This window comes from Dehalogenimonas etheniformans (assembly GCF_014672715.2).
Lineage (GTDB): Bacteria > Chloroflexota > Dehalococcoidia > Dehalococcoidales > Dehalococcoidaceae > Dehalogenimonas > Dehalogenimonas etheniformans.
The window spans coordinates 776,123-800,603 of sequence record NZ_CP058566.2 but is presented as its reverse complement, the minus strand read 5'-3'; the positions used below and the strand labels follow the sequence as shown (position 1 = coordinate 800,603).

The window sequence follows — 24,481 nt, the reverse complement described above, 5'->3', positions numbered from 1 at the left end:
TGGCTATCGTACCTCCACGGCGTTCAAGCGGCAGACGTCGAAGCAGGCGCCGCACTTGGTGCACTTGGACTGGTCCAGTACAACCGGCATTTTCTTACCCCGGCCGGTGATGGCGCCAGCCGGACAAGCCTTGATGCACAAAGTGCAGTTAGGGCAATTAGCCTCGACGATATTGTAGGTGATCAGTGGTTTACAAACACCGGCGGGACAACGTTTTTCTTTAATATGCACTTCGTATTCGTCTCGGAAATAGCGGATGGTGGACATGATGGGGTTGGCGGCGCCGCTGCCGAGACCGCACAGGGCGCCCCAGGTCAGGGTCTCGGACAAGTCTTCTAGAAGTTCGATATCCCCCTCTTTGCCTTGTCCGGAAATGATGCGATCCAGGATCTGGCGCATCCGCTTCAGGCCTTCACGGCAGGGCACGCACTTTCCGCAAGATTCACCTTCAAGAAATGACAGGAAATATCGGGCGATGTCCACCATGCAGTTGTCTTCGTCCATGACAATCATCGCGCCTGAGCCCATCATCGATCCGGCACGGGTCAGTTCGTCGAAATCGACGGGCATATCAAGTTTAGATTCTGGCAGGCATCCGCCGGATGGGCCGCCGGTCTGGACTGCCTTGAATTTCTTATTCTTGGGAATGCCGCCTCCGATATCGTAGATGATCTCGCGGAGGCTGATACCCATCGGCACTTCAATCAAGCCGGTGTTGTTAACCTTGCCCACCAGCGAGAAGATCTTGGTGCCCTTGCTGTTGGCGGTACCGATGTTGGAAAACCACTGGGAACCATTGTTAATAATAAGAGGCACATTCGCCAGAGTTTCGACGTTGTTGAGCACCGTTGGTTGATCCCACAAACCGCGTTCTGAGGTGTGAATGTATTTCGCCCGGGGCTCACCCACCCTGCCTTCGAGCGATGCCATTAGGGCGGTGGATTCGCCGCAGACAAAGGCTCCTCCGCCCCGGTTGATTTTGACACTAAAATCGAATCCGGAACTCAGGATATTTTTGCCCAGGAGGCCCATTGCCGCTGCCTGAGAGATGGCCTTTTCGGCATGCTTTACCGCTACCGGGTACTCGTCCCTGATATAGATATAGCCCTGATTCGCGCCGACCGCAAAAGCAGCGATCACCATGCCTTCAAGTATGGAATGGGGATTGCCTTCCATAAGAGACCGGTCCATGAACGCCCCGGGGTCTCCCTCGTCGCAGTTGCAGATGACATATTTCGTTTCGCCGTGGGCTTCGCGTGTGCTCTGCCACTTGGCGCCCGTGGCAAAACCGCCACCGCCCCTGCCTCTCAACCCGGACTTTTTGATTTCGGAGATGACCTCATCCGATGTCATAGAGTGGAGTGTTTTAGCCAGGGCTGAGTAACCGCCGCAAGCGATGTAATCCTGTATTGAGGTCGGATCAATATAACCGTTGGCGCCGAATACCAGGCGCATCTGCTTTTTGTAAAATGGGACGTCATGTTCGTAGGTCACCATGGTCTTAGTGCCAGGGATAGTATAAAGCAGCCGGTCGACGATCTTGCCCTCTTTGACGGTGTCAATGACGTCGCCGATATCAGAGGATTTAACCCTCTGGTAGAGGATGTTCTCCGGGCGGAGGACTACCAGCGGACCGCGCTCGCAGAAGCCGTGGCAGCCCGTCGTCTTGACCTCGACCTCATTTTCCAGCCCGCGGGCTTTGATCTCTTCTTTGAATCCCTGAGCCACCTTGGCGCCGCCGTACGCCAAACAGCCGGTACCGCAGCAGATAGTTATGGTCTTTGTTTTTGCCGATGAAGCGCAGGCTAACTCCTGGCGGAACTTTTCAAGCTCTTCAGGGGAATTCAACCGCTTGAGGGTCTTTTCTTCGATGACCATTATTTACAACCCTCTAAGATGGATTTGACCTTATCGGTCGTGACCTGGCCGGCGTACTCGCCGTCGACGACCACCACCGGTCCCAACGCGCAGGCGCCGACGCAGTTGACCGTTTCCAGGGTGAATTTCATGTCGGGCGAGGTTTCACCGGCGCAAAGGCAGAGTTCGGTTTGCAGCTTATCGAGCACCTTCTCGGCTCCCCTGACATGGCAGGCGGTGCCCATGCAGACATGCAGGCTGTGGCGACCGCGGGGTTTCAAGCTGAACGCCTTGAAAAAAGTAGCCACGCTGTATACACGTGAAAGCGGGATATCGAGCTCTTCGCCGACCATCACCAGGCATTCCCTGGGCAGGTAGTTCAGTTCTGACTGAATGTCCTGCAGGATGCCGACCAGCATGGCGGCGTCTTGCTCATACTTGGCCAGGATGGTGTTTACCACCTCGGCGTAAGATTTGGTATCAAGCGTCATACCGCTTTCTCCAGTAGTTTCTCGTATTCTTCAGTCACCCGCGCCTGGATGGCGTCGATCGCTTCGGGTTTCAAGTGGCGGAACCGCCTCTGAAGTTTGAAGTAGTCTTTGACCGGTTTCAGTTTCTCCGGTACCAGGCTCATCTTGTATTTCCCGTTCTCCACTTCGTAGAGCGGAAACACCCCGGTTTCGGTCGCCAGGCGTCCCAGCATGACGCTGATCTCGGTGTCGCAGCGCCAGCCGGTGGGACATACTGAAAGGACGTGAATGTAAGCCGGGCCTTTGGTCGCCATGCCTTTCTTGACCTTTTCGATCAGATCGAAGGGATAGCTCGGGCATGCGGTGGCCACATAAGGAATGTTATGGGCGACGGCGATCTCCGGCATGTTTTTCTTCCAGGACATCTGGCCGGCTTTTGCCCTGCCGGCGGGAGAGGTCGTGGTCGAAGCGCCAAAAGGCGTCGCAGAAGACCGCTGGATGCCGGTGTTCATATATGCTTCATTGTCGAAGCAGATATAAAGAAAGTCATGACCGCGCTCGAAAGCACCCGAGATAGCCTGAAGTCCGATGTCGACCGTGGCGCCGTCGCCGCCGATAGCCACCACCTTGATGTCTTCCTGCGGGATCTTGCCCTTGCGCATCTGGACTTTCAACGCCGATTCCACACCGGAGGCAACTGCGGCGGAGTTCTCAAACAGGGTATGGATCCAGGGTAATTTCCACGAGGTGTAAGGTAACTGGGAAGCCACAATTTCCATGCAGCCGGTAGCGTTGACTACGATAGTATTCTTACCGAAGGCTTTGGCTGCCAGCCTGACCGCCAGGGCTTCGCCGCAGCCGATGCAGGCACGGTGCCCAGGGACAAAATTTTCTTCTTTGGTTACTAATCGGGAGGCGTAAACTCCAAGGTTCTGCATTATTCCCTCACCCCCACGATCTCATACTCCCGTTCCTGGCCTTTAGCCGCCAGTTCCAGTCCGTCAATGATGATCTTCTCAAAACCCGCCACGGTGATATCTCGGCCGCCCAGCCCGCCGACGAAACTGACCACTTTAGGCTTCTTTTCTTCGTTATAAAGAGCCGCCTTGAGTTCCGAGGCCACGGGGCCGCCGGGGCCGCCGGATGAGATGCAGCGGTCAAGCACAAGCAGTGTCTCCGCGTCCTTGACTGCGGCTCGGAATTCCTCGAACGGGAACGGCCGCCACAATCGGAGACGCACCAGGCCGATGTCAATGCCCGCGTCCCTGAGCTTGTCGACAGCAGTCATTGCAGTCTCGGAGAAGCTGCCCATGGTGAACAGCAGGTTCTTGGCGCCGTCACATTTATAGCACTCTACCGGTTTGTACTCGCGGCCGAATTTTTTAGCGAAATCGTCCCAGATATCCAGGATGATCGGCTTGACCGCCATCATCGCCTGTTCCTGGGCCCACTTGGCTTCTGTATATACTACCGGAGGAGCAAAATCACCCATAGCCACCGGCTTGGATGGGTGCAGGGTGAGGGGGTTGCGCCTGACCGGCAGAAAGTCACAGACTTCTTCTTCAGATGGCATTTCGATCGGCTCGATAACATGGGACAAGTTGAAGCCGTCGAGGTGTGTCATCACCGGTAGAAGAACTCTGGGGTCCTCGGCGATTCTGAAGGCGCAGATGGTCTGATCGACTACTTCCTGGCCGTTCTCAGTGAATATCTGGATCCAGCCGGTATCCCTGACCGCCATAGCGTCGGAATGGTCGCCCCACACCGACAGCGGAGATGACAACGCACGGTTGGCCACCGCCATAACAATGGGCAAGCGCATGCCGGAGGCGACATAGAGAACTTCGTGCATCAGTTCCAGCCCCTGGCCCGCGGTTGCGGTGAAAGTGCGGGCGCCAGCCGCCGCCGAACCCAGGCAGGCGGAAAGCGCGGAGTGCTCCGATTCTACCGGAATATACTCAGCGTCAAGTTCGCCCTCAGCCACCAGTTCCGCCAGGTGCTCCACAATGTGGGTCTGGGGGGTGATCGGGTAGGCGGCGATGACGTCGGCATTAGCTAGTTTTACGGCATCGGCAAGAGCGATGGAGACTTCTACACCAACACGTTTCCCCATTATTGCTCCTCTTCTTCCCGCATCACGATGACCCGCGTGGGACACTCGTAGGCGCAAATGCCGCACCCTTTGCAATAAAACAGATTTGCTTCAAACTGGCCCTTCTGATTCTGCCGGACGCAGCCTTCAGGGCAAAAAACGTAACAGATGCCGCACTTGAGGCACCGGGAATAGTCGTAGGTCGGCCGCTGGGATTTCCAGTCGCCGGTTTTGTATGCCGCGGCGCTTCCTGGTTCGGTGACCGCAGCGCCAATTTCGATATCCTGCCAGGTTAATTCGAATTCCGATTTAGCCAACGGTCTTCAACTCCTTTACCTGGGTTTCCTCGAATGCCCGCTTGAGAGCTTTGATATTCTTTTCCGCCAGCCGGCCGAAGCGGGCTTTCAACGGCTCGGTCATTGCTGCCAGGTCGATGACGCCGGTCGCCTTGAGAAGCGCACCGAGCATGGTGGTGTTAACAATCGGCACACCCAGCTCTTCTCTCGCGATGCGGGTTGCATCGATTACAGCAACATTCCACTTTTGCGAAAGATCCAGAAAAGCGTCAGTAGCTTTAGAACTGTTGACAATGACGATGCCGCCGTCCTTTAGCCCGGATGTCACCTTTCCTATAGCCAAAAGGCTCGGGTCAAGGACAACCACCACGTCTGGCTGAGTAATGCCGGCGCGGTTCCTGATTGGGTTGTGGGCGCTGATCCGGTTATAGGCCATGACCGGCGCACCCCGCCGTTCCGGACCGAAACTCGGAAATCCTTGCGCGAATTTGCCTTCGGCGATAGCCGCCTGCGCGATAAGTTCGGCCGAGGTGACGGCTCCTTGGCCGCCGCGCCCGTGCCACCTGATCTCGATAAGTTCGCTGTCGATAGTAGCTCCTCCCCCCTCTTGAAAAAAGTTACTACGCAGGAAATGCCCCTGGAGCGACTCGAACGCTCGCTACCAGCTTCGGAGGCTGGTGCTCTATCCACCTGAGCTACAGGGGCAGATGGGATAGACGTCTATTTTAACTTATTTAATGCTAACGTGACAAATTGAGAATCGGAGTTCACATGCTACCGGGACCTGTTCAACGCCCGGAAGGGACAATAGTTGGCGGTTTAGCGGTAGTTGGCTTTTTGAAAAACGGCTTGATTAGGGAGGGTCCGATGAGGGTTGTCACCAGGCTCACGGCGACGGCCACTCCGAAAATGTCGCGGCTTATTGCGCCGACTAGGAGTCCTGCGCCTGCTACGATCAATCCAACTTCACCCCTCGGCACCATACCCATGCCGACCACTAATGCGCCTCTGGTGTCGCATTTACCGATATAGCGCGCCGGGAGATAGCAGCCTACGATCTTGCCTACTACCGCGAGAATTATAATCACGGCCGCCGGAATGATCACAGCCGCAATTTCTTTCAAATCGACCTGCATGCCGAGGTAGGCAAAGAAGAACGGCGCTAGGAAAAGCATGATCGGCCTGGTTTGGGCGATGATTTGTTCCCTCTCCCCCGTCGATGCAAACATCAAACCGGCAACGTATGCCCCGACTACCGGATGCAACCCAACCAGGGTGACGGCGTACGCGATAATGATGCCGATGATGAGGGCGGTGATTGGCATAAGCCCGGATTCCTTGAACGGTGTCAGCAGGAATTTGGATATGTACCGGTGTCCGAAATAGCCGATAAACAGGATCGCCAGCCATACTCCGAAGCCTATTGCACCAGTCACCAGGGCGCTGCCAAGCGATAATTCCCCGGTCTTTGCCATCGACACTACTATGGAAAGAATTACCAATCCCAAAATATCGTCGATAACCGCGGCCACTAGGATGATGGTCCCCTCGCGGGTGCCCAGTTTTCCCATATCCATGAGGATACGCACGGTAATACCGATACTGGTCGCCGTAAGCACGGCGCCGGTAAATAGCCAACCGATAGTGCCGATGTCGGGAAAGAAGTACTTGGCGGCAAAGAAACCGAGAACGAACGGTAGGGTGACTCCGCCAACCGCCACCAGGGCGCCGGTAAAGGCGTTCTTAACAAAAGCCCGTACGTCAGTCTCCAACCCGGCCACGAATAGAAGTGCGATCACCGCGATCTCTGAAACGATTTGGAGGGGATTAAACCCTTCCACCTCCAATCCGCCATCCGCAAGATAACCGTTGATGGTCGCAAAATTCAGGATGGCTGGATCGTTTAACAAACCGCCGAGTAAAAACGGCGAAACCATAATACCTGCGACCAATTCGCCGATAACAGCCGGTTGTTTGAAAAAGCGTTCTGCTACCTCGCCGCCAATACGGGCTGCCAGCAAAACCAATCCGAAAGTCAGGATCAGTTTAAAGACGAGTGCTTCAGTTTCCATGCCGGAGGCAACTTTACCAGATTAGGTCGGCTGGTGCCAAATGAATTCCGCACCGTTTTTGATCGAAAACCGATTTTCTGCGAACGGACTGAAGTCCCGATTTTTTCTATCTCATGGTGACTGAAATTCCCGTGCCGGTGATTATCCAGTTCGTCCGGGAGATGGAAAGGTTGTCGGCGGTAGAACACTTTCTGGCGGTACCGCGCTTGATGGCGGTTTTGTAATGGGAGGGGTCGCCGTTTGTGTCGGTCTTAACGTCTGATTAGGATTTCCACTAAGATTAAACTGTTGAGCCTGCCCGTTGACTCTAAGTGTATATGTTTGGTCGGCGGCGAAATCCGAGCCCAGAGGCACGGTCGTGCTGAAATATGAAACCACCTGGGCGCACACCGCATCTTTCGGCCGTTGGGTTGTAACCGTTATGTCTATTACATTCCCCTGACGCTTCGTATCGACACCGTTTAGCGTGGTACAGGAATCGGTCAGCAATCCCCGGATATCGATGAATACTTGCGGTGGATATGATTCCGCAATGCGTATCTCTACTTTGCTGATGATCGCGGGTTTAATAATCGTATCCGGACTGGTACCCTTCTTGGGTATGGTTATAGAATGGTCTTCACCATTAATCCTGATGGCGTAAGTGTTTCCGGGACTAAATCTTTTACCCAGATCGACCATCGTTGATTCGATGGTATACACCGCCGTGCAGGCCTGGGAATTGACCGGTCTTTTAATCCAGACGCCGATATCGAAGCCACCGGTAATCTCGACCGTTTTTGTTTTGTCGAAAGAATAGCAGCCGTCCGGCAAACCGTATTCGATGTTGACGGTTACATCGGCCAGTGGGTCGGCTTCCGAAATATCGAAGGAAACGCTCTGGATGGGAGCCAGAGACCGGTCGAATTCCTGGCAGGCGGTAATCGGAAACAACAGTCCTATTACCGCGCACAAAACAACAAATGCCTTCATACGTTGATTATAACGTCAACAAGTGTCTCGAAGTTAGTTTCACTTTCAGCGCCTATTCCGTTAAAATACCCGGCGGAGAGGTGTCCGAGCGGTTTATGGTGTCGCTCTCGAAAAGCGATCTCCGTTTCTGCGGAGCGTGGGTTCGAATCCCACCCTCTCCGCCACCCACAACCTGATACTAATCCCCGCTGACGAGTTGATATTTCCGATATCATTGCGTATTTATCAGGTACGCTGCCAATGCTGGCCAATCAGCTGCTGGTAGCGTCGGCCCCGTCTGATGGCTGGAGATAAATGCCGCCAATGTCGCTTCGGTGTAGGTGGTTAGAAACGGCGGTGTGATATTGGGTCCAACTGAGGTACCCGTTCTTGCAGCACCGTGGCAGATGGCGCAATTAGCGGTAAAGACGGCCGCAGGATCAATTTGGGCTTCGACAGTGGTCGGCGGGTTCGTGTAAGGTGTACACCCGCTAATAAGCGGAATGAGACCTGTTATCAAAACCGGAATACAGACGAGCAATTTTATCTTCATTTCTTCTCTCTCTAAGTTCATGGCATAAGCAAAACATCATTTTTTGAATCGGTAAATCCACGTATTAATGGCAGAATGAGCCCCTAATCTTCACCCGTTTGACTATTAACCCTACTTTTATTATCATTGGCGGGCTCAACAGGCAGCAGTATCGCTCTCGCGGAGAGGTGCTGGAGTGGTCTATCAGGCACGCCTGGAGAGCGTGAGTCGGGGCAACTCGACCGTGGGTTCGAATCCCACCCTCTCCGCCATTTTCTTTCTGCACCAAAACATAAAATGGCAACCAAAGCCGACATTGAAAAATTCTTTGCGGACTACGCCCGGCGATTCAATGAAAGTCTAACCGGCAACCTGGATGTAGAAACCACTGCATCCGCTTTCGCTCCGTGTTTTATTGAGGCCAGCACTCGGGGTGTCATTTGCGCCAAAAATGATGACCAGTTCCGTGCGATGATCCCGCGAGGCTCGGAATTTTATCGTAGTATCGGCACCACTTCCATGACAGTTAAATCTGTCGAGATTACTCCTCTTGACCCGCAGCATGATATGGTCAGGATCTTCTGGCACTCCGAATACCTGAAGCAAAATGGCGAAACCGTTTTTATCGACTTTGATGTTATCTACCTTTTAGAAGATACTTCCGGGGCGCCAAAAATTTTCAGTTACATTACTGGCGACGAGCAACAAGTGCTTAAAGACCATGGTCTGGTGCCTTAAATTCAACGAACTGGTTTAACAAACATCGATCCCTTTTACCATTTTTCCATTTTCTATTTTCTTTTCTCGTGCTAGAATTGCGCCGCTTTGAGCGAACTATCTTTAACCGCCTGCCATGTAGGCTTCAGCCTCATTCCCGGTATCGGCCGGGTTCGTCTGTCGCTACTGGAAAATCACTTTGGTGACCTGGCAACCGCCTGGCGCGCCGAGGCGTCAGAACTGGCAAAGTCCGGCATCGATTCCGGCACCCTCAAAGCTATCTCTTATTGGCGGCCGCGGATCGATCCCGAACGTGAGCTGGAAAAAGCCGCCAAGTCCGGGGTAAAGGTTTTAACGCTCGCCGACAAGGTCTACCCTTCCCGGCTCAAAGAGATTTACGATTACCCACCGGTACTTTATGTAAAGGGTAACCTCCTCTCCGAAGATGAGCTATCGATTGCCGTTGTAGGCACCCGTAAACCTACCGTCTATGGCCGGCAGGTCACTGAAGAATTGGTTACCGAACTCAGCCGCAACCGCATAACCATCGCCAGCGGATTGGCTCGAGGTATCGACACTATTGCTCATCAGACCGCTCTCAAAAACGGGGGGCGCACCATCGCTGTAATGGGTTGCGGCGTCAATGTCATCTATCCGGCTGAGAATGCTGCGCTGGCCAAACAAATTTTGGAAAATGGGGCTCTGATTTCAGAGTGCGCCATCGACGCCGGACCTCGTCCTGAAAATTTTCCCCGGCGGAACCGTATCCTTTCCGGATTGACCCTCGGCACCCTCGTCACTGAGGCTGGCAATGGTTCAGGCGCCCTTATCACGGCGGATTATGCACTGGAACAGGATCGCGAGGTGTTTGCGGTACCAGGCAGCATCCTGTCACCCCAAAGCACTGGCACCAACCGCCTCATCCAGCAGGGCGCCAAACTGGTCCGCAACGCCGCCGATATAATGGAAGAACTAAACGTCAGAGCCGTCGCCGGTCAGCTTGAATTCAAAGAAGTCTTGCCGGAAAATGACACTGAGAAGCAACTCTTGAAGTACTTGGGTGTCGAACCGGTGCACATAGACGAGGTGTGTAGGGCCTCCGGTCTGCCCACGCCATTAGTCAGCAGCACCTTGGCCATGATGGAATTAAAGGGAATGGTTAAACAATTGGGCGGTATGAATTACGCCCTCGCCCGTCAGATTAAGGAGACACTTAGTTAAAATATGGCAACCGATAAGAAACTGGTGATTGTAGAGTCCCCGGCAAAAGCCAGGACCCTCGCAAAATTCTTGGGCTCCGGGTATACACTCAAAGCTTCGATGGGTCACGTCCGCGACCTGCCGAAAAGCAAGCTCGGTGTTGATGTCGACCATGACTTCGCTCCGCAATATCTCAATATGCGAGACAAGCTTACCGTGCTCAAAGAACTCAAGGAAGCCGCCAAAAAAGCTGGCACTGTGTACTTGGCGACAGACCCCGACCGTGAAGGCGAGGCTATTGCCTGGCACTTGAAAGAAGCTACCTGCACCCCATCCGTGCCATGCCGCCGCGTCACTTTCCACGAGATTACAAAGGAAGCCATAGCCGCAGCCTTCAAATCACCGCGCGATGTCAACATGAATCTGGTTAACGCTCAGCAGGCGCGTCGGATCCTTGATCGTTTGGTGGGCTACAAGTTATCACCCCTTCTCTGGCAGAAGGTCCGACGCGGCCTCTCCGCCGGACGGGTCCAATCCGTCGCCCTAAGGATTATTGTCGATCGCGAACGTGAAATACTTGGCTTCAAAGCAGATGAGTATTGGACCATCGAGGTCGAGCTTTCAAAGCTGGTCCCTTCAACCCCAAAAAGTTTCAAGGCTCTTCTCATCGGATCGGGCGATAAGAAAAAAATTGCCATCGGTAACGAAGCCGCCGCCGGAGACATCGTCGCCGACCTGAAGCCCGCGGAATATTCGGTAGCCAAGGTGACCTCCAAAGACTCGCCTCGCCAACCCGCGCCGCCATTTATCACCAGCACCCTGCAGCAGGAAGCCTATCGCAAGTTGCGATTTTCAGCCAAGCAAACGATGGCCGTTGCCCAGCAACTGTACGAAGGTCTTTCGGTCGGCGCCGAAGGCAGTGTCGGTTTGATTACCTACATGCGTACCGACTCAACTCATGTGGCATCTTCCGCCATTGCCGAAACGCGAGACTTCATCGCCGAAAAATTCGGTTCTAACTTCCTACCCAAGTCTCCCCGTCTATTTGCGCGGCAGGTCAAAGGCGCCCAGGAAGCTCACGAAGCCATCCGCCCGACCAGCACCCGGCGCGAGCCGGCTGCCATAAGGGAATTCTTGGAGCCAAACCAGTTCAAACTTTACCAGCTCATCTGGCAGCGCATGGTCGCCTCCCAGATGGCCGCGGCTGTGTTCGAGAACGTCACCATCGACATCGATGCGAGGAAGACACCCTCTAAGACTCGCTATACCCTGCGGGCACAAAATTCGAAAAACACCTTTCCCGGTTTCATGGCGCTATACACTGAAGGCCGTGACGAGGAAGAAGAAGCCAAAACTCCTCCCCTGCCATCTCTCTCGGAAAACGAGATGTTGAAGCTGCTCGATCCGAAGGCCGGCATCAAGCCGGAACAGCACTTCACCCAACCGCCGCCCCGCTTCACCGAAGCGACGCTGGTGAAAACATTGGAGCAATTCGGAATCGGCCGTCCTTCAACTTATGCCCCGATCCTGGGCGTCGTCCAGGAAAGAGAATACGTCACCAAGGATAAGGGAGCTTTCAAGCCCACCGAGCTTGGCGTGGCGGTCAGCGACCTTTTGGTACAGCAGTTCCCCGAGGTCATCGATACCGGGTTCACCGCCCAGATGGAAGACAAGCTGGATAAAGTCGCCGACGAGGGTCTTGACTGGGTTAAAGTGGTGCGCGATTTCTACGCTCCATTTGAGAAAGACCTGGCCACCGCTGAAGAACAACTCGAGCGGGTTCCCATGCCAATCGAAATTTCCGATGAGTGCTGCCCGCAATGTTCCAAAGAAAAATTACTGATCAAAGTCGGCCGGTTCGGCAAGTACATGGAATGTCCTGCCTGTGGGTTCCGCCAGTCGTTCCGGATCCGCACCGGGGTTATGTGCCCCAATTGCCCGGAGAAGGGCGAGATCATCGGGCGGTACACCAAGAAAGGCAAGCTGTTCTACGGCTGCAGCGCCTTTCCCAAGCACTCCTTTGCCATGAACGCCAAACCGCTTCCGGAACCATGCCCTAAATGCGGGGGCATCATGGGAGAACTGAAACCCGGTCAAAAAAGCTGCCAGAACCCTGAATGCGCCGATTACAAGGGCAAGAGATTTTTCAGGAGATCGACAACCTCATCAGCAGCTTCTAGTTCCAAATCGACTACTGCAAAGGCAAAAATCAAAACTTCGGCCAAACGGGCTAAGCCGACTCGCAGCAAGCCAACTGCCAAGGAAAAATAGCCTGGAATGACCTTACCGCAAGATTGGTTCGATGGTTTTATGAATTACCTGCAGGCTGAACAAAACCTGTCGCCTCGAACCGTGCGGAATTACGTGGCGGATCTGAAAGGCAATCTGGTTGAAGGAGAACCCAAGGGTTTTTTCCAATATCTCGATATGAGAAAACTCACCTTCCCGGACAATGTCGATAAACACGTCGTCCGCGGGTACATGGCATGGGTCCTCGACCAGGGTGTGGTTAAATCGTCTATCGCCCGGAAGTTGTCCGCCTTGCGGTCGTTATATCGTTACCTTTTACGGGAAGAATTTATTGCCGAAAGTCCCCTTCCGGTGAACCGCCACCGGGGAAGCCGGTTGTCGGCTTTTTCCCTGAAATTGGATAAACGATTACCTGGATTCCTTACCACCGACGAAATGACAAAGCTCCTAGAGGCTCCGGATTCCACCACCCCCCAGGGTCTTCGCGACCGGGCTATCATGGAACTTTTCTATGCCGCCGGTCTTCGGATTTCGGAACTCGTAAGCCTCCAGGTCAACCAGATAGACCTGTACAGTCGGGAGCTTCGAGTTGTCGGCAAGGGCTCCAAAGAACGCTTGGTTCTGATCGGCCAGCCCGCCGCCGCCGCCATCAAAGTCTATCTCAAGCACGGGCGGCCGAGACTGCTCGGTAAAAGAAAAAATGATGCCATGTTTTTGAACTATCAGGGCAGCCGTATGACCGCCCGCTGGATTCAGGAGCAGGTCCTGCATTATGCCCGGGCCGCCGGTCTCCGCCAGGAAGTCCATCCCCACCTGCTCCGGCATAGCTTCGCCACCCACCTTTTGGATGGCGGCGCCGATCTTCGGGTGGTGCAGGAACTCCTGGGCCATGCCTCGTTGTCGACCACTCAAATCTACACCCATGTCAGTCGAAATCAAGCCCGAAAGGTGTACTTATCCTCCCACCCTATGGCTCATGAAGATGAAAAGGAATTTTGATGTCAGAAACTCGCATCAGTAACTTGCGCACTAAACTTGATTCTCTGGCGATCGATGGAATCCTCATTTACCAACCCGAAAACCGTAAATACCTCACCGGATTCGACGGCAGCACCGGTTACGTTCTTGTGACCGCCGCCGATGCCGTCCTGGCCACTGATTTCCGATACGTTGAACAAGCACAGGGTGAAGTCTCCAGTTGCCGTGTACAACGTATCGAGGGGCCGATTAAAACATGGTTTCCCGGACTGGTATCCGATTCGAAAGTAACTCGTCTGGGAATCGAAGCCGGCTATGCGACTCTCGCCGATTTCGACAAATTTAAAGCCGCCCTCGAGACTTCCGGTATCAAAACAGAACTCGTGCCCGTCAGCGATGCTGTCGAGAACCTGCGTGTCATTAAAGACGCCGATGAGATCAGAGCCCTGGAAACCGCCGCCCGGATCACCGATGAGGCTTTGATCTATATCACGGACAAATATCTGCGGCCCGGAGTCAGCGAAATTAAGCTTGCCTGGGAGCTGGAAAAATATATTCGTGAATCCGGTGGCGAGCTCTCTTTTCCCACCATCGTTGCCGCCGGCCCTGCATCGGCCATGGCTCACTCCAAACCATCCGACCGTTTGCTCGAGGTGAAAGGGCCCCTCGTCATCGACATGGGCGTCAAGCTTCATGGGTATTGCGCCGATCTCACCAGAACTTTCTGGCTCACTGACGTAAACTCCAAGTTTGCAGAAATCTATCGAATTGTCCTTCAGGCTCAAAAAGTGGCGATCGAAGGTATCCGCCCGGGCATGACTGGCGCCGAAGCCGACAAGCTCGCCCGGGATTACATCGCTGAAGCCGGTTACGCAGAAGCCTTTGGCCACAGCCTGGGCCACGGCTTGGGAATGGTTGTTCATGAAAACCCCCGCCTCGGCCAGAATTCCACCGATATTCTTAGGGAGGGCATGGTTTTCACCATAGAACCCGGCGTTTACATCTCCGGTTGGGGAGGTATTCGCATCGAAGACGACGCGGTATTGGAAAATGGTAAAGTAAGAGTATTGACTTCTTCACCAAAATAACTGTCCATTTCCTCTCCCCAGGGTGGGAGAGGCATTAAGGAGAGGGCGTTTTCGAATTTATAGCTTTGAATTTGTTTAGAATTTTGAAATTAGGATTTAGGATTTTACGTTGAAAGTTGACCTACACGTCCACACGTTCCACTCGATGGATGCTTCGACGACGTTCGAGCAACTCCTTGCCCGATGCGAAGACGTAGGCCTCGGCGCCATCGCCATCTGCGATCATGGCACCGCCGAGGGCGCCCTTGAATTCCAGAAGATAGCTCCATTCCCCGTTATCGTGGCCGAGGAAGTGCTGACCCCCCACGGCGAGATCATGGGTATGTTTCTCAAAGAGACTATTCCCAGCGGTACTTCGGTCGAAGACACCGTCGCCGCCATCAAGGAACAGGGCGGTTTGGTTTGCATCCCCCACCCATTCGACCCCCTCCGCAGCTCTGCCCTCGATAGCAAAGTCGTTGAAGCTTTGGCCGAGAAAGGGCAGATCGACATCTTGGAGGTGCTGAACGCGCGCATCCTTTTAGAGTCCGCCGTCCGCCGCGCCGATAAATTCGCCAAAAGGTATGGCCTGTTACGCTCTGCAGGTTCTGATGCCCACGGTCCGGAGGAACTGGGTAACGCGTATCTGGAGATGGCTTCGTTTCGAACCAAAGAGGAATTTCTGGAATCCCTTTCGACAGCAGAAATCTGTGGCCGCCGGAATTCACCTTTGGTGCATTTTCACTCGACAGCTCAACGCCTGAAGAAAAAGTTGAAGAAACCCTAGATGTATCCGATCGGTTGGTTTACCACCGCGAAAGGTCAGGGATCCCGTAATCTGCTTACCGCAGTCCAGGAACGTATTCTCAGCAGGGAGATCGATGCCAGGATAGAATTCATTTTTATGTCCCGCGAGCCCGGTGAATCACCCGAAACTGATAAATTTATCGAACTGGCAAAATCTTACGGCATACCGTTAGTCTGTTTTTCCTATAAGAAATTCCGCGAAATGAGGGGCGCTCCACGCGGAACCAATGTAGAAGATCTCCCCGAGTGGCGTTTGGACTATGATCGGGAAATCATCAAGCACCTTGCTGTCTTCCCCCACCCGGAGCTTTGCATCATGGCCGGTTACATGCTGGTCATCGGCCCGGAACTCTGCGCTGAGTTCGATATCGTCAATCTCCACCCCGCCGCTCCCGACGGCCCCGCTGGCACCTGGCAAGAGGTCATCTGGAAATTGATCGATGAGCGTGCCGAAGCCTCCGGTGTGACGATGCATTTGGTGACGCCTGAACTGGATAAAGGGCCTGTGGTCACCTATTGCCGGTATCCCATAGCCGGTCCGGCTTTCGATAATTATTGGTCGCAGCTTGGGAATAAATCCGCTGCCGAAATTAAAAATAGCGAAGGTGAAGCTAATCCGTTGTTTAAGGAAATCAGGCGACACGGGGCAGCGCGGGAATTGCCGCTTATCGGCAGTACCGTTAAGGCCTTCAGCCGCGGCCTGGTGGCGATAAAAAACGGCGTCATTACGAATTGTTCAGGTCGCCCAATCAAAGGCATTGATCTCAGCGCCGAGATCAATTCTCAGGTTCAAGTCATTCTGTAATAATTGCAAAAGCTATCAGATTCGATAGCATTTTCCTAAAGTCATTCTTTGTTTTTATTTTTCCCGGGAACCGATTGTAGGTCCAAAGGTACAACTCTATTCAATCAACTTCGGCGTTGAAGCCGAGTGCCTTACTATCCCAAGACGCCTTTGACGTAATAATTTTTAGGTTAGCCAAATATTATGTCAAATTATGCGAGCTAACGTTTCGTAATACTAATATTTAACGATATTAACGCTTCTACGCATAAATGCGTATTGACATTTTAACATTTAGGTGTATCATCTTAATGGTTTTCCTAAATTTATGTAGGAGGCTGGCATGATCGCTTGACATCCGGGAAAGTTCGGATGACGGTAGGAAAGACCACAAATCAAAATTTATTGAGGAGTTAAATGTCAAATTTTCACAGTACAGTAAGTCGCAGGGAATTCATGAAAGCCATCGGTTTGGCGGGTGCCGGTATCGGCGGGGCAGCTTTAGTATCACCAGTATTCCATGATCTCGATGAGGCGATGTCGGCTGATTCGTTGAGCCACCCCGGAAAACCTTGGTGGATAAAAGAAAGGGAAATTGAAAACCCTACTACCGAAATTGACTGGAACATGTTTAATCGTTACCCTGAGAGTCAAGGAGCCAGAGCGGCAGGGGTGCGTGGCGGATATCCCGGCGCCGTAACCGCTGAAGAGTTCGCAAAAGTAGCGAGTAATCCGGGAAAAGTGAATGCAAAAGCTTGGATGACCGCAAATAAACCTGGCTACAGGCTGCAAGATAAGGTGCTGGCCTCTCAGAATGGTCTTCCGCCCGGAGCATCAAATCCCTGGGTTATTTCCAGCGCTATTGCCAACTTCGAGTCATATGGAGTACCGAAATACCAAGGGACTCCAGAAGAAAACTCACGTATGCTCCGGTCAGTTCTTAAGTTGTACGGGGCTAGCATGTTGGGCTATATGGAACTTAATGAGAAGACAAAAAAGTTTGTTTTCGAGGAATATCAGTTCAGAGATGTTCCGAAAGGCTTTTCAGATGCTGGCATAGATGTCCTTCCCAATGTGCCATTGTGGGGCATTGGCCTTGGATGTCCTAATTCCACTGCAAACATAGCGACAGGTCCTTCTCAGATAAGCTACGCTTCAACTGGCCTCGGCCATACTATGATCGAAGTGACGGGTAGCTGTACGCAGCGTTTTCTGATGGGGATAGGCTACCAGTGCATGTTCGGAGGCTATGAAAACTGCTATCCTCACCCTGGAATTGATACTATGGTCGGTATGACGGAACTCGGACGTGCCTGCAACCACGGCATTAATCCGTCTGCCGGGATTGGATTCACTCCGACCTCATTGACAACCGATCTTCCTTTGGAGTCGACTAACCCGATCGATGCTGGTATCCTGAGGTTCTGCGATAGCTGCGCTAAGTGCGCCGATGTCTGCCCGAACGGAGCTATCACTCACGGTGAACAAAGCTGGGAGCCGCAAGCGGGATGGTCGAATCGGGGTCATAAGCAGTTCCAGAACCACATGCTGAATTGCCATATTTACAGGACTACTGTTGGACAATGTAGCACATGCGAAGGTGCTTGTGTCTTCAATAAAGGCACTGGCGCAATGGTCCACGAAGTCGTCAAGGCTACTATGAGCACGACATCTATGTTTAACGGTTTCTTCAGGAAAATGGACGATGCATTCGGATATGGTCCCGGAGACATGGGGCCAGGGAGAGATCCAACTACCGGTGTCTTCAACAACAAAGCCGTTGAATGGTGGGACAAGGAGTTGCCGGCCTGGGGTTATGACCTTGGTAAAACCTACTACTAGACCTCACAAGCGGTACAGAGTAGCTTTTAAAAACAAAACGAGGAGTAGTCCAATCGTGTGGTTTGGCAGGTGGCCGCAAGAAGGCAGTGTTACCTCGACCACGGGAATGTTCAATGGTTTCTTCAACCCCATGGACGATGCCTTCGGCTACGGTCCACAAGGCTTTAAGTCTGGCGCTGGACCCGATAACGGCAATTCAACGATGCAGCCACCGAATGGTGGAATAAAGAATTGCCTGCCTGGGGCTACGACGTAGGGAATCCGTATCTCCAGTAGTAAACTAGGTATCTGAAACAGAAAAACGATGAGGGCGGGTTTTAAGACCCGCCCTCATTATTATCATTATTATCATTATTGCTCTGCGGCGATCTGGGGGCTTACGCCCTAAGCTTTAAAACGTTGAGCATTATTGCCATTGCGATACCCGCTAATATACCAGCTACAACGATATTTTCATTGAGATCAGTGAACTCACCCAGACCCAGACACAGAAAAATGAATCCTAAGATGAGTCGGAACATCACTCCCTTCCTGGACCCGGTACCAAAGAATATCGCCAGGCTGGAAATAAGTAGTATCGCGCCAGCTCCCAACGCAAAGATATCCCCGCCGTCCAAAGCTGAATCGTTGACTGAGGGAATTGTATCCAGAACCAACGACACAGCTCCCCAGAACAAAACCGCCGCCCAGGTAAACGCAGTATTTTTATTTCGTAGGAGCCTTTCTTCGACCCTTTGCCTCGCGGTAAGGTTGCCATTTTCATCCATATTCATCTAACTTTCTCCTTCAATCCGCTGACCGTAACACACTACCATCAATCTCGCTTGGTGAAATCAGGCAAAATAACGGTTTTGTCCTGTACTGCTGGCTAGTTTCACAATTGGCATAACCGATTCTTGCATTATCTGTTGTCACGTTTTCGGTTGGAGAGTATCATTGCGACAGTAATTAACACCCGAACCGACTCTGTTTGAGGAGACGTCTATGTTCGCACAACGTTGCCCCAAAATCTTCCGCATTCTTACCCTCTTCATCATCCTTTTTTTATTCACGGGCACGTTGTTCCAGACAGCAACTCATGAAATAGCTCAAATATCATCATTCACCCTGACCTACACCGCGGGACCAAATGGCTCCATCACCGGCACCACCCCACAGACAGTAGCCCAGGGCGGGTCGGGCACGGCGGTGACCGCCACCCCGGCGGCCGGCTACCACTTCGTCTCCTGGAGCGACTCAGTTCTTACCGCTACCCGCACTGACACCAATGTTCAGGCTGATGTCTCCGTCACCGCTACCTTCGCCATCAATACCTACACCGTCACCTTCGTCGAGGGCGACCACGGCACTAGGACCGGCGGCGGCGCGTTGGTACAGACAGTGAGTCACGGCGCCGGCGCCACCGCCCCGACCATCACCCCGGCGCCCGGTTGGACCTTCACCGGCTGGGATGTGCCTTTTAACAATGTCACCTCCGACCTCACCGTGAATGCCCAGTACAGCCAGATCACCTTCACCCTGACCTACACCGCGGGACCAAATGGCTCCATCACCGGCACCACCCCACAGACGGTAGCCCAGGGCGGGTCGGGCACGGCGGTGACCGCCACCCCGGCGGCCGGCTACCACTTCGTCTCCTGGAGCGACTCAGTTCTTACCGCTACCCGCACTGACACCAATGTTCAGGCTGATGTCTCCGTCACCGCTACCTTCGCCATCAATACCTACACCGTCACCTTCGTCGAGGGCGACCACGGCACTAGGACCGGCGGCGGCGCGTTGGTACAGACAGTGAGTCACGGCGCCGGCGCCACCGCCCCGACCATCACCCCGGCGCCCGGTTGGACCTTCACCGGCTGGGATGTGCCTTTTAACAATGTCACCTCCGACCTCACCGTGAATGCCCAGTACAGCCAGATCACCTTCACCCTGACCTACACCGCCGGACCGAATGGCTCCATCACCGGCACCACCCCACAGACGGTAGCCCAGGGCGGGTCGGGCACGGCGGTGACCGCCACCCCGGCGGCCGGCTACCACTTCGTCTCCTGGAGCGACTCAGTTCTTACCGCTACCCGCACTGACACCAATGTTCAGGCTGATGTCTCCGTCACCGCTACCTTCGCCATCAATACCTACACCGTCACCTTCGTCGAGGGCGACCACGGCACTAGGACCGGCGGCGGCGCGTTGGTACAGACAGTGAGTCACGGCGCCGGCGCCACCGCCCCGACCATCACCCCGGCGCCCGGTTGGACCTTCACCGGCTGGGATACTGCCTTCAATAATGTTACTTCGGACCTCACCATCACCGCCCAGTACTCCCAGGACGCCTATACCCTTACCCTGAATATCGTCGGCTCCGGTTCCATCGCTAAGTCCCCCGATCAGCCGACCTACTCCTACGGCACCGTCGTCACCCTCACCCCCACCCCGACCGCCGGCTGGAGCTTCGGCGCCTTCTCCGGCGACACCACCACTAATACCATCACCATGGACGGCAATAAGTCCGTCACCGCCACCTTTACCGTCAATTCCTACACCATCACCTTCAATTCCGATGGCGGCTCCACCGTCGATCCCATCACCGCCGCTTACGGCTCAGCCCTGTCCCCACCCACCCCACCCACTAAAACTGGCTGGACTTTCACCGGCTGGATCCCTGCCTTCCCTGCCACCATGCCCCTCGGCGGCGCTTCCCTTACCGCCCAGTGGACCCAGGTCACCTATCAAGTCACCTTCGACCTCGGCGCTCACGGCACCCACACCGGTGGCGGTACCCTGATCCAGACCGTCGCCCATGGCGCTGCGGCGGTTGCCCCCACTTTCACCACCGAGGCAGGCTGGAATTTCACCGGCTGGGATACTGCCTTCAATAATGTTACTTCGGACCTCACCATCACCGCCCAGTACTCCCAGGACGCCTATACCCTTACCCTGAATATCGTCGGCTCCGGTTCCATCGCTAAGTCCCCCGATCAGCCGACCTACTCCTACGGCACCGTCGTCACCCTCACCCCCACCCCGACCGCCGGCTGGAGCTTCGGCGCCTTCTCCGGCGACACCACCACTAATACCATCACCATGGACGGCAATAAGTCCGTCACCGCCACCTTTACCGTCAATTCCTACACCATCACCTTCAATTCCGATGGCGGCTCCACCGTCGATCCCATCACCGCCGCTTACGGCTCAGCCCTGTCCCCACCCACCCCACCCACTAAAACTGGCTGGACTTTCACCGGCTGGATCCCTGCCTTCCCTGCCACCATGCCCCTCGGCGGCGCTTCCCTTACCGCCCAGTGGACCCAGGTCACCTATCAAGTCACCTTCGACCTCGGCGCTCACGGCACCCACACCGGTGGCGGTACCCTGATCCAGACCGTCGCCCATGGCGCTGCGGCGGTTGCCCCCACTTTCACCACCGAGGCAGGCTGGAATTTCACCGGCTGGGATACTGCCTTCAATAATGTTACTTCGGACCTCACCATCACCGCCCAGTACTCCCAGGACGCCTATACCCTTACCCTGAATATCGTCGGCTCCGGTTCCATCGCTAAGTCCCCCGATCAGCCGACCTACTCCTACGGCACCGTCGTCACCCTCACCCCCACCCCGACCGCCGGCTGGAGCTTCGGCGCCTTCTCCGGCGACACCACCACTAATACCATCACCATGGACGGCAATAAGTCCGTCACCGCCACCTTTACCGTCAATTCCTACACCATCACCTTCAATTCCGATGGCGGCTCCACCGTCGATCCCATCACCGCCGCTTACGGCTCAGCCCTGTCCCCACCCACCCCACCCACTAAAACTGGCTGGACTTTCACCGGCTGGATCCCTGCCTTCCCTGCCACCATGCCCCTCGGCGGCGCTTCCCTTACCGCCCAGTGGACCCAGGTCACCTATCAAGTCACCTTCGACCTCGGCGCTCACGGCACCCACACCGGTGGCGGTACCCTGATCCAGACCGTCGCCCATGGCGCTGCGGCGGTTGCCCCCACTTTCACCACCGAGGCAGGCTGGAATTTCACCGGCTGGGATACTGCCTTCAATAATGTTACTTCGGACCTCACCATCACCGCCCAGTACTCCCAGGACGCCTATACCCTTACCCTGAATATCGTCGGCTCCGGTTCCATCGCTAAGTCCCCCGATCAGCCGACCTACTCCTACGGCACCGTCGTCACCCTCACCCCCACCCCGACCGCCGGCTGGAGCTTCGGCGCCTTCTCCGGCGACACCACCACTAATACCATCACCATGGACGGCAATAAGTCCGTCACCGCCACCTTTACCGTCAATTCCTACACCATCACCTTCAATTCCGATGGCGGCTCCACCGTCGATCCCATCACCGCCGCTTACGGCTCAGCCCTGTCCCCACCCACCCCACCCACTAAAACTGGCTGGACTTTCACCGGCTGGATCCCTGCCTTCCCTGCCACCATGCCCCTCGGCGGCGCTTCCCTTACCGCCCAGTGGACCCAGGTCACCTATCAAGTCACCTTCGACCTCGGCGCTCACGGCACCCACACCGGTGGCGGTACCCTGATCCAGACCGTCGCCCATGGCGCTGCGGCGGTTGCCCCCACTTTCACCACCGAGGCAGGCTGGAATTTCACCGGCTGGGATACTGCCTTCAATAATGTTACTTCGGACCTCACCATCACCGCCCAGTACTCCCAGGACGCCTATACCCTTACCCTGAATATCGTCGGCTCCGGTTCCATCGCTAAGTCCCCCGATCAGCCGACCTACTCCTACGGCACCGTCGTCACCCTCACCCCCACCCCGACCGCCGGCTGGAGCTTCGGCGCCTTCTCCGGCGACACCACCACTAATACCATCACCATGGACGGCAATAAGTCCGTCACCGCTACTTTCACTTTCAATTCCTACACTATCAACTTCGACTCCGCCGGAGGTAGCCCTGTTGTACCCATCACCCAGGAATTCGGCACCGCCATCATTCCTCCGGCTAATCCCACCAGGACAGGGTACACCTTCGATGGATGGAGTCCCACCGTCCCGGCCACAATGCCCGCCTCAAATATCACCTGCGTCGCTCAGTGGACTGCCATCAATTACACCGTCTCCTTCAATTCCCAGGGCGGCAGCACCGTCGCCAATGCTTCCGTTGCTTTCGGCGCCACCGTGACCCAACCCACCGATCCCACCTGGACCGGCTATACCTTCGGCGGCTGGTTCAAGGAAGCCGCCTGCACCACTGCCTGGAATTTCACCTCCGATACCATCACCGGCAATACCACCCTCTACGCCAAGTGGACTATCAATCAGTACACCATTACCTTCAATTCCGACGGCGGCAGCACCGTTTCTCCCATCACTCAGGATTATGGAACGGCGGTAGTCGCTCCAGCTAATCCGACTAAATCTGGCTATACCTTTAATGGCTGGATTCCACTCGTGCCTGCCACCATGCCCGCCTCAAATACCACCTGCGTCGCCCAGTGGACCGTGAGTGGCGGTGGCGGCGGCGGAGGAGGCGGCGGCTTTGGCAGTCAACTTATCGGTATCAATCTATCAGGAACTTCACCGTTTATGGATCCAAATGGCAGATCAATCGTTGCTGGTGAGCTCAAGACTTCTGATGGCAAACTGACCATTATTGTGCCAGTTGGTGTCTACATCTGGAACGCAGCTGGCGCCGCCCAATCTTTCCTTTCAGCTGCGCCGTTAACTAATCCCCCATCTGCCCCACCTCAAAACAGCCTTGTCATGGCTTTCGAACTCGGACCAAACGGCGTCACCTTCAACCCGGTGGTCACTCTATCTTTCAACTATTCCGACAGTGATATCCCCGCAGGCGCGCGCGAAACCGACCTCTACATTGCCTGGTGGAATGGAACGCAGTGGGTCAAGCTAGTCGGTACTGTCGATGCCACGGCCAATACCGTCTCCGCTCAGATCACCCATTTCACCAGCTTCGCATTGATCGTCCAACAGGCTCCGGCAACAACTCCACCCCCGACCACCATTCCACCGACGACCAATCCACCGACTACCAGTCCGCCTACTACCAATCCCCCGACTACCAATCCTCCCACTATCCCTGTCCCGACTCAATCCGAACCCACTGAGACTCTTCCGGGATCTAATCCGACGAGCGCAAAATGGATAATTCCTCTTCTGTTCCTGTTAGCATCCACCACGCTCGGGGTAATTCTCTTTTGGAGGTCAAGGAAACCGGAAGCCGAGTTGAAGTACACAAATAGGAAATAATTACGTTTATGCTCAAGCATCGGCGATAGGTTTTGCCGGATTCTCGGGAAATCGAATCTATAAAAAGAATATTTTCAAAAACCGACCAAAAACGACACGAGACGCTTGACAACCTAGCAGTACGGGTGTGCTATAATAACCGCCCATGGATAATTTTGCGCCTGATGTTGCGGTAAGTCTCTCGCCCGTTCGATTGGCTCCAATATCCGATTGGTTTCGCCGCCTGAAATTTTCGATTTCACAAACGAATCCACGATGGGCTCTAACGTACAAACAGGTGATTCGTTTTCGAAAAAAGAAGAATTCGCCCGAAAACG

Annotated in this window: 20 protein-coding genes and 3 tRNA genes; 12 read left to right on the top strand and 11 right to left on the bottom strand. The window is 54.5% G+C overall.

All coding sequences use genetic code 11. The annotated features are described in order from the left end of the window. Positions 1–3 precede the first annotated feature (3 nt). From HX448_RS04045 to HX448_RS04005, 9 genes are all read right to left on the bottom strand, one after another. Positions 4–1,878, bottom strand: coding sequence for an NADH-quinone oxidoreductase subunit NuoF (locus HX448_RS04045; protein ID WP_102330508.1), 1,875 nt, complete (start codon positions 1,876–1,878; stop codon positions 4–6). Further along, positions 1,878–2,348 (bottom strand): NADH-quinone oxidoreductase subunit NuoE family protein, encoded by a 471-nt coding sequence (locus HX448_RS04040; protein ID WP_102330509.1) that lies wholly within the window; start codon positions 2,346–2,348, stop codon positions 1,878–1,880. Before HX448_RS04040 ends, HX448_RS04045 begins: the two co-directional genes overlap by 1 nt. Continuing rightward, positions 2,345–3,265 (bottom strand): pyruvate synthase subunit PorB, encoded by a 921-nt coding sequence (gene porB, locus HX448_RS04035; protein WP_102330510.1) that lies wholly within the window; start codon positions 3,263–3,265, stop codon positions 2,345–2,347. Before porB ends, HX448_RS04040 begins: the two co-directional genes overlap by 4 nt. Next, positions 3,265–4,440, bottom strand: coding sequence for a transketolase C-terminal domain-containing protein (locus tag HX448_RS04030; protein WP_102330511.1), 1,176 nt, complete (start codon positions 4,438–4,440; stop codon positions 3,265–3,267). The genes porB and HX448_RS04030 overlap by 1 nt, the downstream gene beginning before the upstream one ends. Beyond that, entirely contained in the window at positions 4,440–4,736 is a 297-nt protein-coding gene (locus tag HX448_RS04025) for a 4Fe-4S binding protein (RefSeq protein WP_102330512.1), read from the bottom strand. The genes HX448_RS04030 and HX448_RS04025 overlap by 1 nt, the downstream gene beginning before the upstream one ends. Further along, on the bottom strand, positions 4,729–5,289 hold the full coding sequence (locus HX448_RS04020; protein WP_226846880.1) for a 2-oxoacid:acceptor oxidoreductase subunit gamma family protein: 561 nt from the start codon (positions 5,287–5,289) through the stop codon (positions 4,729–4,731). Before HX448_RS04020 ends, HX448_RS04025 begins: the two co-directional genes overlap by 8 nt. A 58-nt stretch (positions 5,290–5,347) precedes the next feature. After that, positions 5,348–5,420: transfer RNA gene (locus tag HX448_RS04015), tRNA-Arg, on the bottom strand. A gap of 83 nt (positions 5,421–5,503) precedes the next feature. Continuing rightward, positions 5,504–6,787 (bottom strand): cation:proton antiporter, encoded by a 1,284-nt coding sequence (locus tag HX448_RS04010; RefSeq protein ID WP_102330514.1) that lies wholly within the window; start codon positions 6,785–6,787, stop codon positions 5,504–5,506. 141 nt (positions 6,788–6,928) lie between these two features. Next, a complete protein-coding gene (locus tag HX448_RS04005) occupies positions 6,929–7,759 on the bottom strand; it encodes a hypothetical protein (protein ID WP_102330515.1) in 831 nt (276 codons plus the stop codon). A 74-nt stretch (positions 7,760–7,833) separates the two neighbouring features. Between HX448_RS04005 and HX448_RS04000 the strand changes: the two genes are divergently transcribed. After that, positions 7,834–7,923 (top strand) — tRNA-Ser (locus tag HX448_RS04000). A 47-nt stretch (positions 7,924–7,970) separates the two neighbouring features. On the opposite strand, the gene HX448_RS03995 is transcribed toward HX448_RS04000, so the two are convergent. After that, on the bottom strand, positions 7,971–8,291 hold the full coding sequence (locus HX448_RS03995; RefSeq protein WP_190259839.1) for a c-type cytochrome: 321 nt from the start codon (positions 8,289–8,291) through the stop codon (positions 7,971–7,973). 161 nt (positions 8,292–8,452) lie between these two features. Here HX448_RS03995 and HX448_RS03990 point away from each other — a divergent pair. The 10 genes from HX448_RS03990 (at position 8,453) to HX448_RS03945 (ending at position 18,171) form a co-directional block, all read left to right on the top strand. Further along, positions 8,453–8,542, top strand: a tRNA-Ser gene (locus HX448_RS03990). A 25-nt stretch (positions 8,543–8,567) separates the two neighbouring features. Next, positions 8,568–9,008, top strand: a complete 441-nt coding sequence (locus HX448_RS03985) for a hypothetical protein (protein ID WP_102330516.1) — start codon at positions 8,568–8,570, stop codon at positions 9,006–9,008. 87 nt (positions 9,009–9,095) lie between these two features. Continuing rightward, the gene (dprA, locus tag HX448_RS03980) at positions 9,096–10,208 is read left to right on the top strand and encodes a DNA-processing protein DprA (protein ID WP_102330517.1); all 1,113 of its coding nucleotides are present in this window, start codon (positions 9,096–9,098) and stop codon (positions 10,206–10,208) included. Between the two features lie 3 nt (positions 10,209–10,211). After that, the gene (gene topA, locus HX448_RS03975; RefSeq protein WP_102330518.1) at positions 10,212–12,458 is read left to right on the top strand and encodes a type I DNA topoisomerase; all 2,247 of its coding nucleotides are present in this window, start codon (positions 10,212–10,214) and stop codon (positions 12,456–12,458) included. A 6-nt stretch (positions 12,459–12,464) separates the two neighbouring features. Then, positions 12,465–13,436 carry a tyrosine recombinase XerC gene (locus HX448_RS03970; protein WP_102330519.1) on the top strand — a complete coding sequence of 324 codons (972 nt, stop codon included), beginning with the start codon at positions 12,465–12,467 and terminating at the stop codon, positions 13,434–13,436. Next, positions 13,436–14,503, top strand: a complete 1,068-nt coding sequence (locus tag HX448_RS03965) for a M24 family metallopeptidase (RefSeq protein WP_102330520.1) — start codon at positions 13,436–13,438, stop codon at positions 14,501–14,503. The genes HX448_RS03970 and HX448_RS03965 overlap by 1 nt, the downstream gene beginning before the upstream one ends. 109 nt (positions 14,504–14,612) lie before the next feature. Continuing rightward, complete coding sequence (locus HX448_RS03960; RefSeq protein WP_226846850.1) at positions 14,613–15,269, top strand: PHP domain-containing protein; 657 nt, start codon at positions 14,613–14,615, stop codon at positions 15,267–15,269. Next, a complete protein-coding gene (purN, locus tag HX448_RS03955; RefSeq protein ID WP_102330521.1) occupies positions 15,270–16,094 on the top strand; it encodes a phosphoribosylglycinamide formyltransferase in 825 nt (274 codons plus the stop codon). Between the two features lie 396 nt (positions 16,095–16,490). Next, positions 16,491–17,915, top strand: a complete 1,425-nt coding sequence (locus tag HX448_RS03950; protein ID WP_102330566.1) for a reductive dehalogenase — start codon at positions 16,491–16,493, stop codon at positions 17,913–17,915. A 55-nt stretch (positions 17,916–17,970) separates the two neighbouring features. Further along, the gene (locus HX448_RS03945; RefSeq protein WP_162485882.1) at positions 17,971–18,171 is read left to right on the top strand and encodes a hypothetical protein; all 201 of its coding nucleotides are present in this window, start codon (positions 17,971–17,973) and stop codon (positions 18,169–18,171) included. Between the two features lie 121 nt (positions 18,172–18,292). Here the strand turns inward: HX448_RS03945 and HX448_RS03940 are convergent, their stop codons facing one another. Continuing rightward, positions 18,293–18,688 (bottom strand): hypothetical protein, encoded by a 396-nt coding sequence (locus HX448_RS03940; RefSeq protein WP_102330522.1) that lies wholly within the window; start codon positions 18,686–18,688, stop codon positions 18,293–18,295. 211 nt (positions 18,689–18,899) lie between these two features. Here HX448_RS03940 and HX448_RS03935 point away from each other — a divergent pair, with 211 nt between their 5' ends. Further along, the gene (locus HX448_RS03935) at positions 18,900–24,164 is read left to right on the top strand and encodes a beta strand repeat-containing protein (RefSeq protein WP_190259838.1); all 5,265 of its coding nucleotides are present in this window, start codon (positions 18,900–18,902) and stop codon (positions 24,162–24,164) included. The last annotated feature ends 317 nt before the right edge of the window (positions 24,165–24,481 follow it).

Excerpts from the sequence above, each read along its gene's own strand:
- topA (WP_102330518.1), top strand. The coding sequence starts at position 10,212 with ATGGCAACCGATAAGAAACTGGTGATTGTAGAGTCCCCGGCAAAAGCC.
- HX448_RS03970 (WP_102330519.1), top strand. The coding sequence starts at position 12,465 with ATGACCTTACCGCAAGATTGGTTCGATGGTTTTATGAATTACCTGCAG.
- HX448_RS03965 (WP_102330520.1), top strand. The coding sequence starts at position 13,436 with ATGTCAGAAACTCGCATCAGTAACTTGCGCACTAAACTTGATTCTCTG.
- porB (WP_102330510.1), bottom strand. The coding sequence starts at position 3,265 with ATGCAGAACCTTGGAGTTTACGCCTCCCGATTAGTAACCAAAGAAGAA.
- HX448_RS04005 (WP_102330515.1), bottom strand. The coding sequence starts at position 7,759 with ATGAAGGCATTTGTTGTTTTGTGCGCGGTAATAGGACTGTTGTTTCCG.
- HX448_RS04010 (WP_102330514.1), bottom strand. The coding sequence starts at position 6,787 with ATGGAAACTGAAGCACTCGTCTTTAAACTGATCCTGACTTTCGGATTG.
- HX448_RS03935 (WP_190259838.1), top strand. The coding sequence starts at position 18,900 with ATGTTCGCACAACGTTGCCCCAAAATCTTCCGCATTCTTACCCTCTTC.
- HX448_RS04045 (WP_102330508.1), bottom strand. The coding sequence starts at position 1,878 with ATGGTCATCGAAGAAAAGACCCTCAAGCGGTTGAATTCCCCTGAAGAG.
- HX448_RS03985 (WP_102330516.1), top strand. The coding sequence starts at position 8,568 with ATGGCAACCAAAGCCGACATTGAAAAATTCTTTGCGGACTACGCCCGG.
- HX448_RS03940 (WP_102330522.1), bottom strand. The coding sequence starts at position 18,688 with ATGAATATGGATGAAAATGGCAACCTTACCGCGAGGCAAAGGGTCGAA.
- purN (WP_102330521.1), top strand. The coding sequence starts at position 15,270 with ATGTATCCGATCGGTTGGTTTACCACCGCGAAAGGTCAGGGATCCCGT.
- HX448_RS03995 (WP_190259839.1), bottom strand. The coding sequence starts at position 8,291 with ATGAAGATAAAATTGCTCGTCTGTATTCCGGTTTTGATAACAGGTCTC.
- HX448_RS04040 (WP_102330509.1), bottom strand. The coding sequence starts at position 2,348 with ATGACGCTTGATACCAAATCTTACGCCGAGGTGGTAAACACCATCCTG.
- HX448_RS04030 (WP_102330511.1), bottom strand. The coding sequence starts at position 4,440 with ATGGGGAAACGTGTTGGTGTAGAAGTCTCCATCGCTCTTGCCGATGCC.
- HX448_RS03950 (WP_102330566.1), top strand. The coding sequence starts at position 16,491 with ATGTCAAATTTTCACAGTACAGTAAGTCGCAGGGAATTCATGAAAGCC.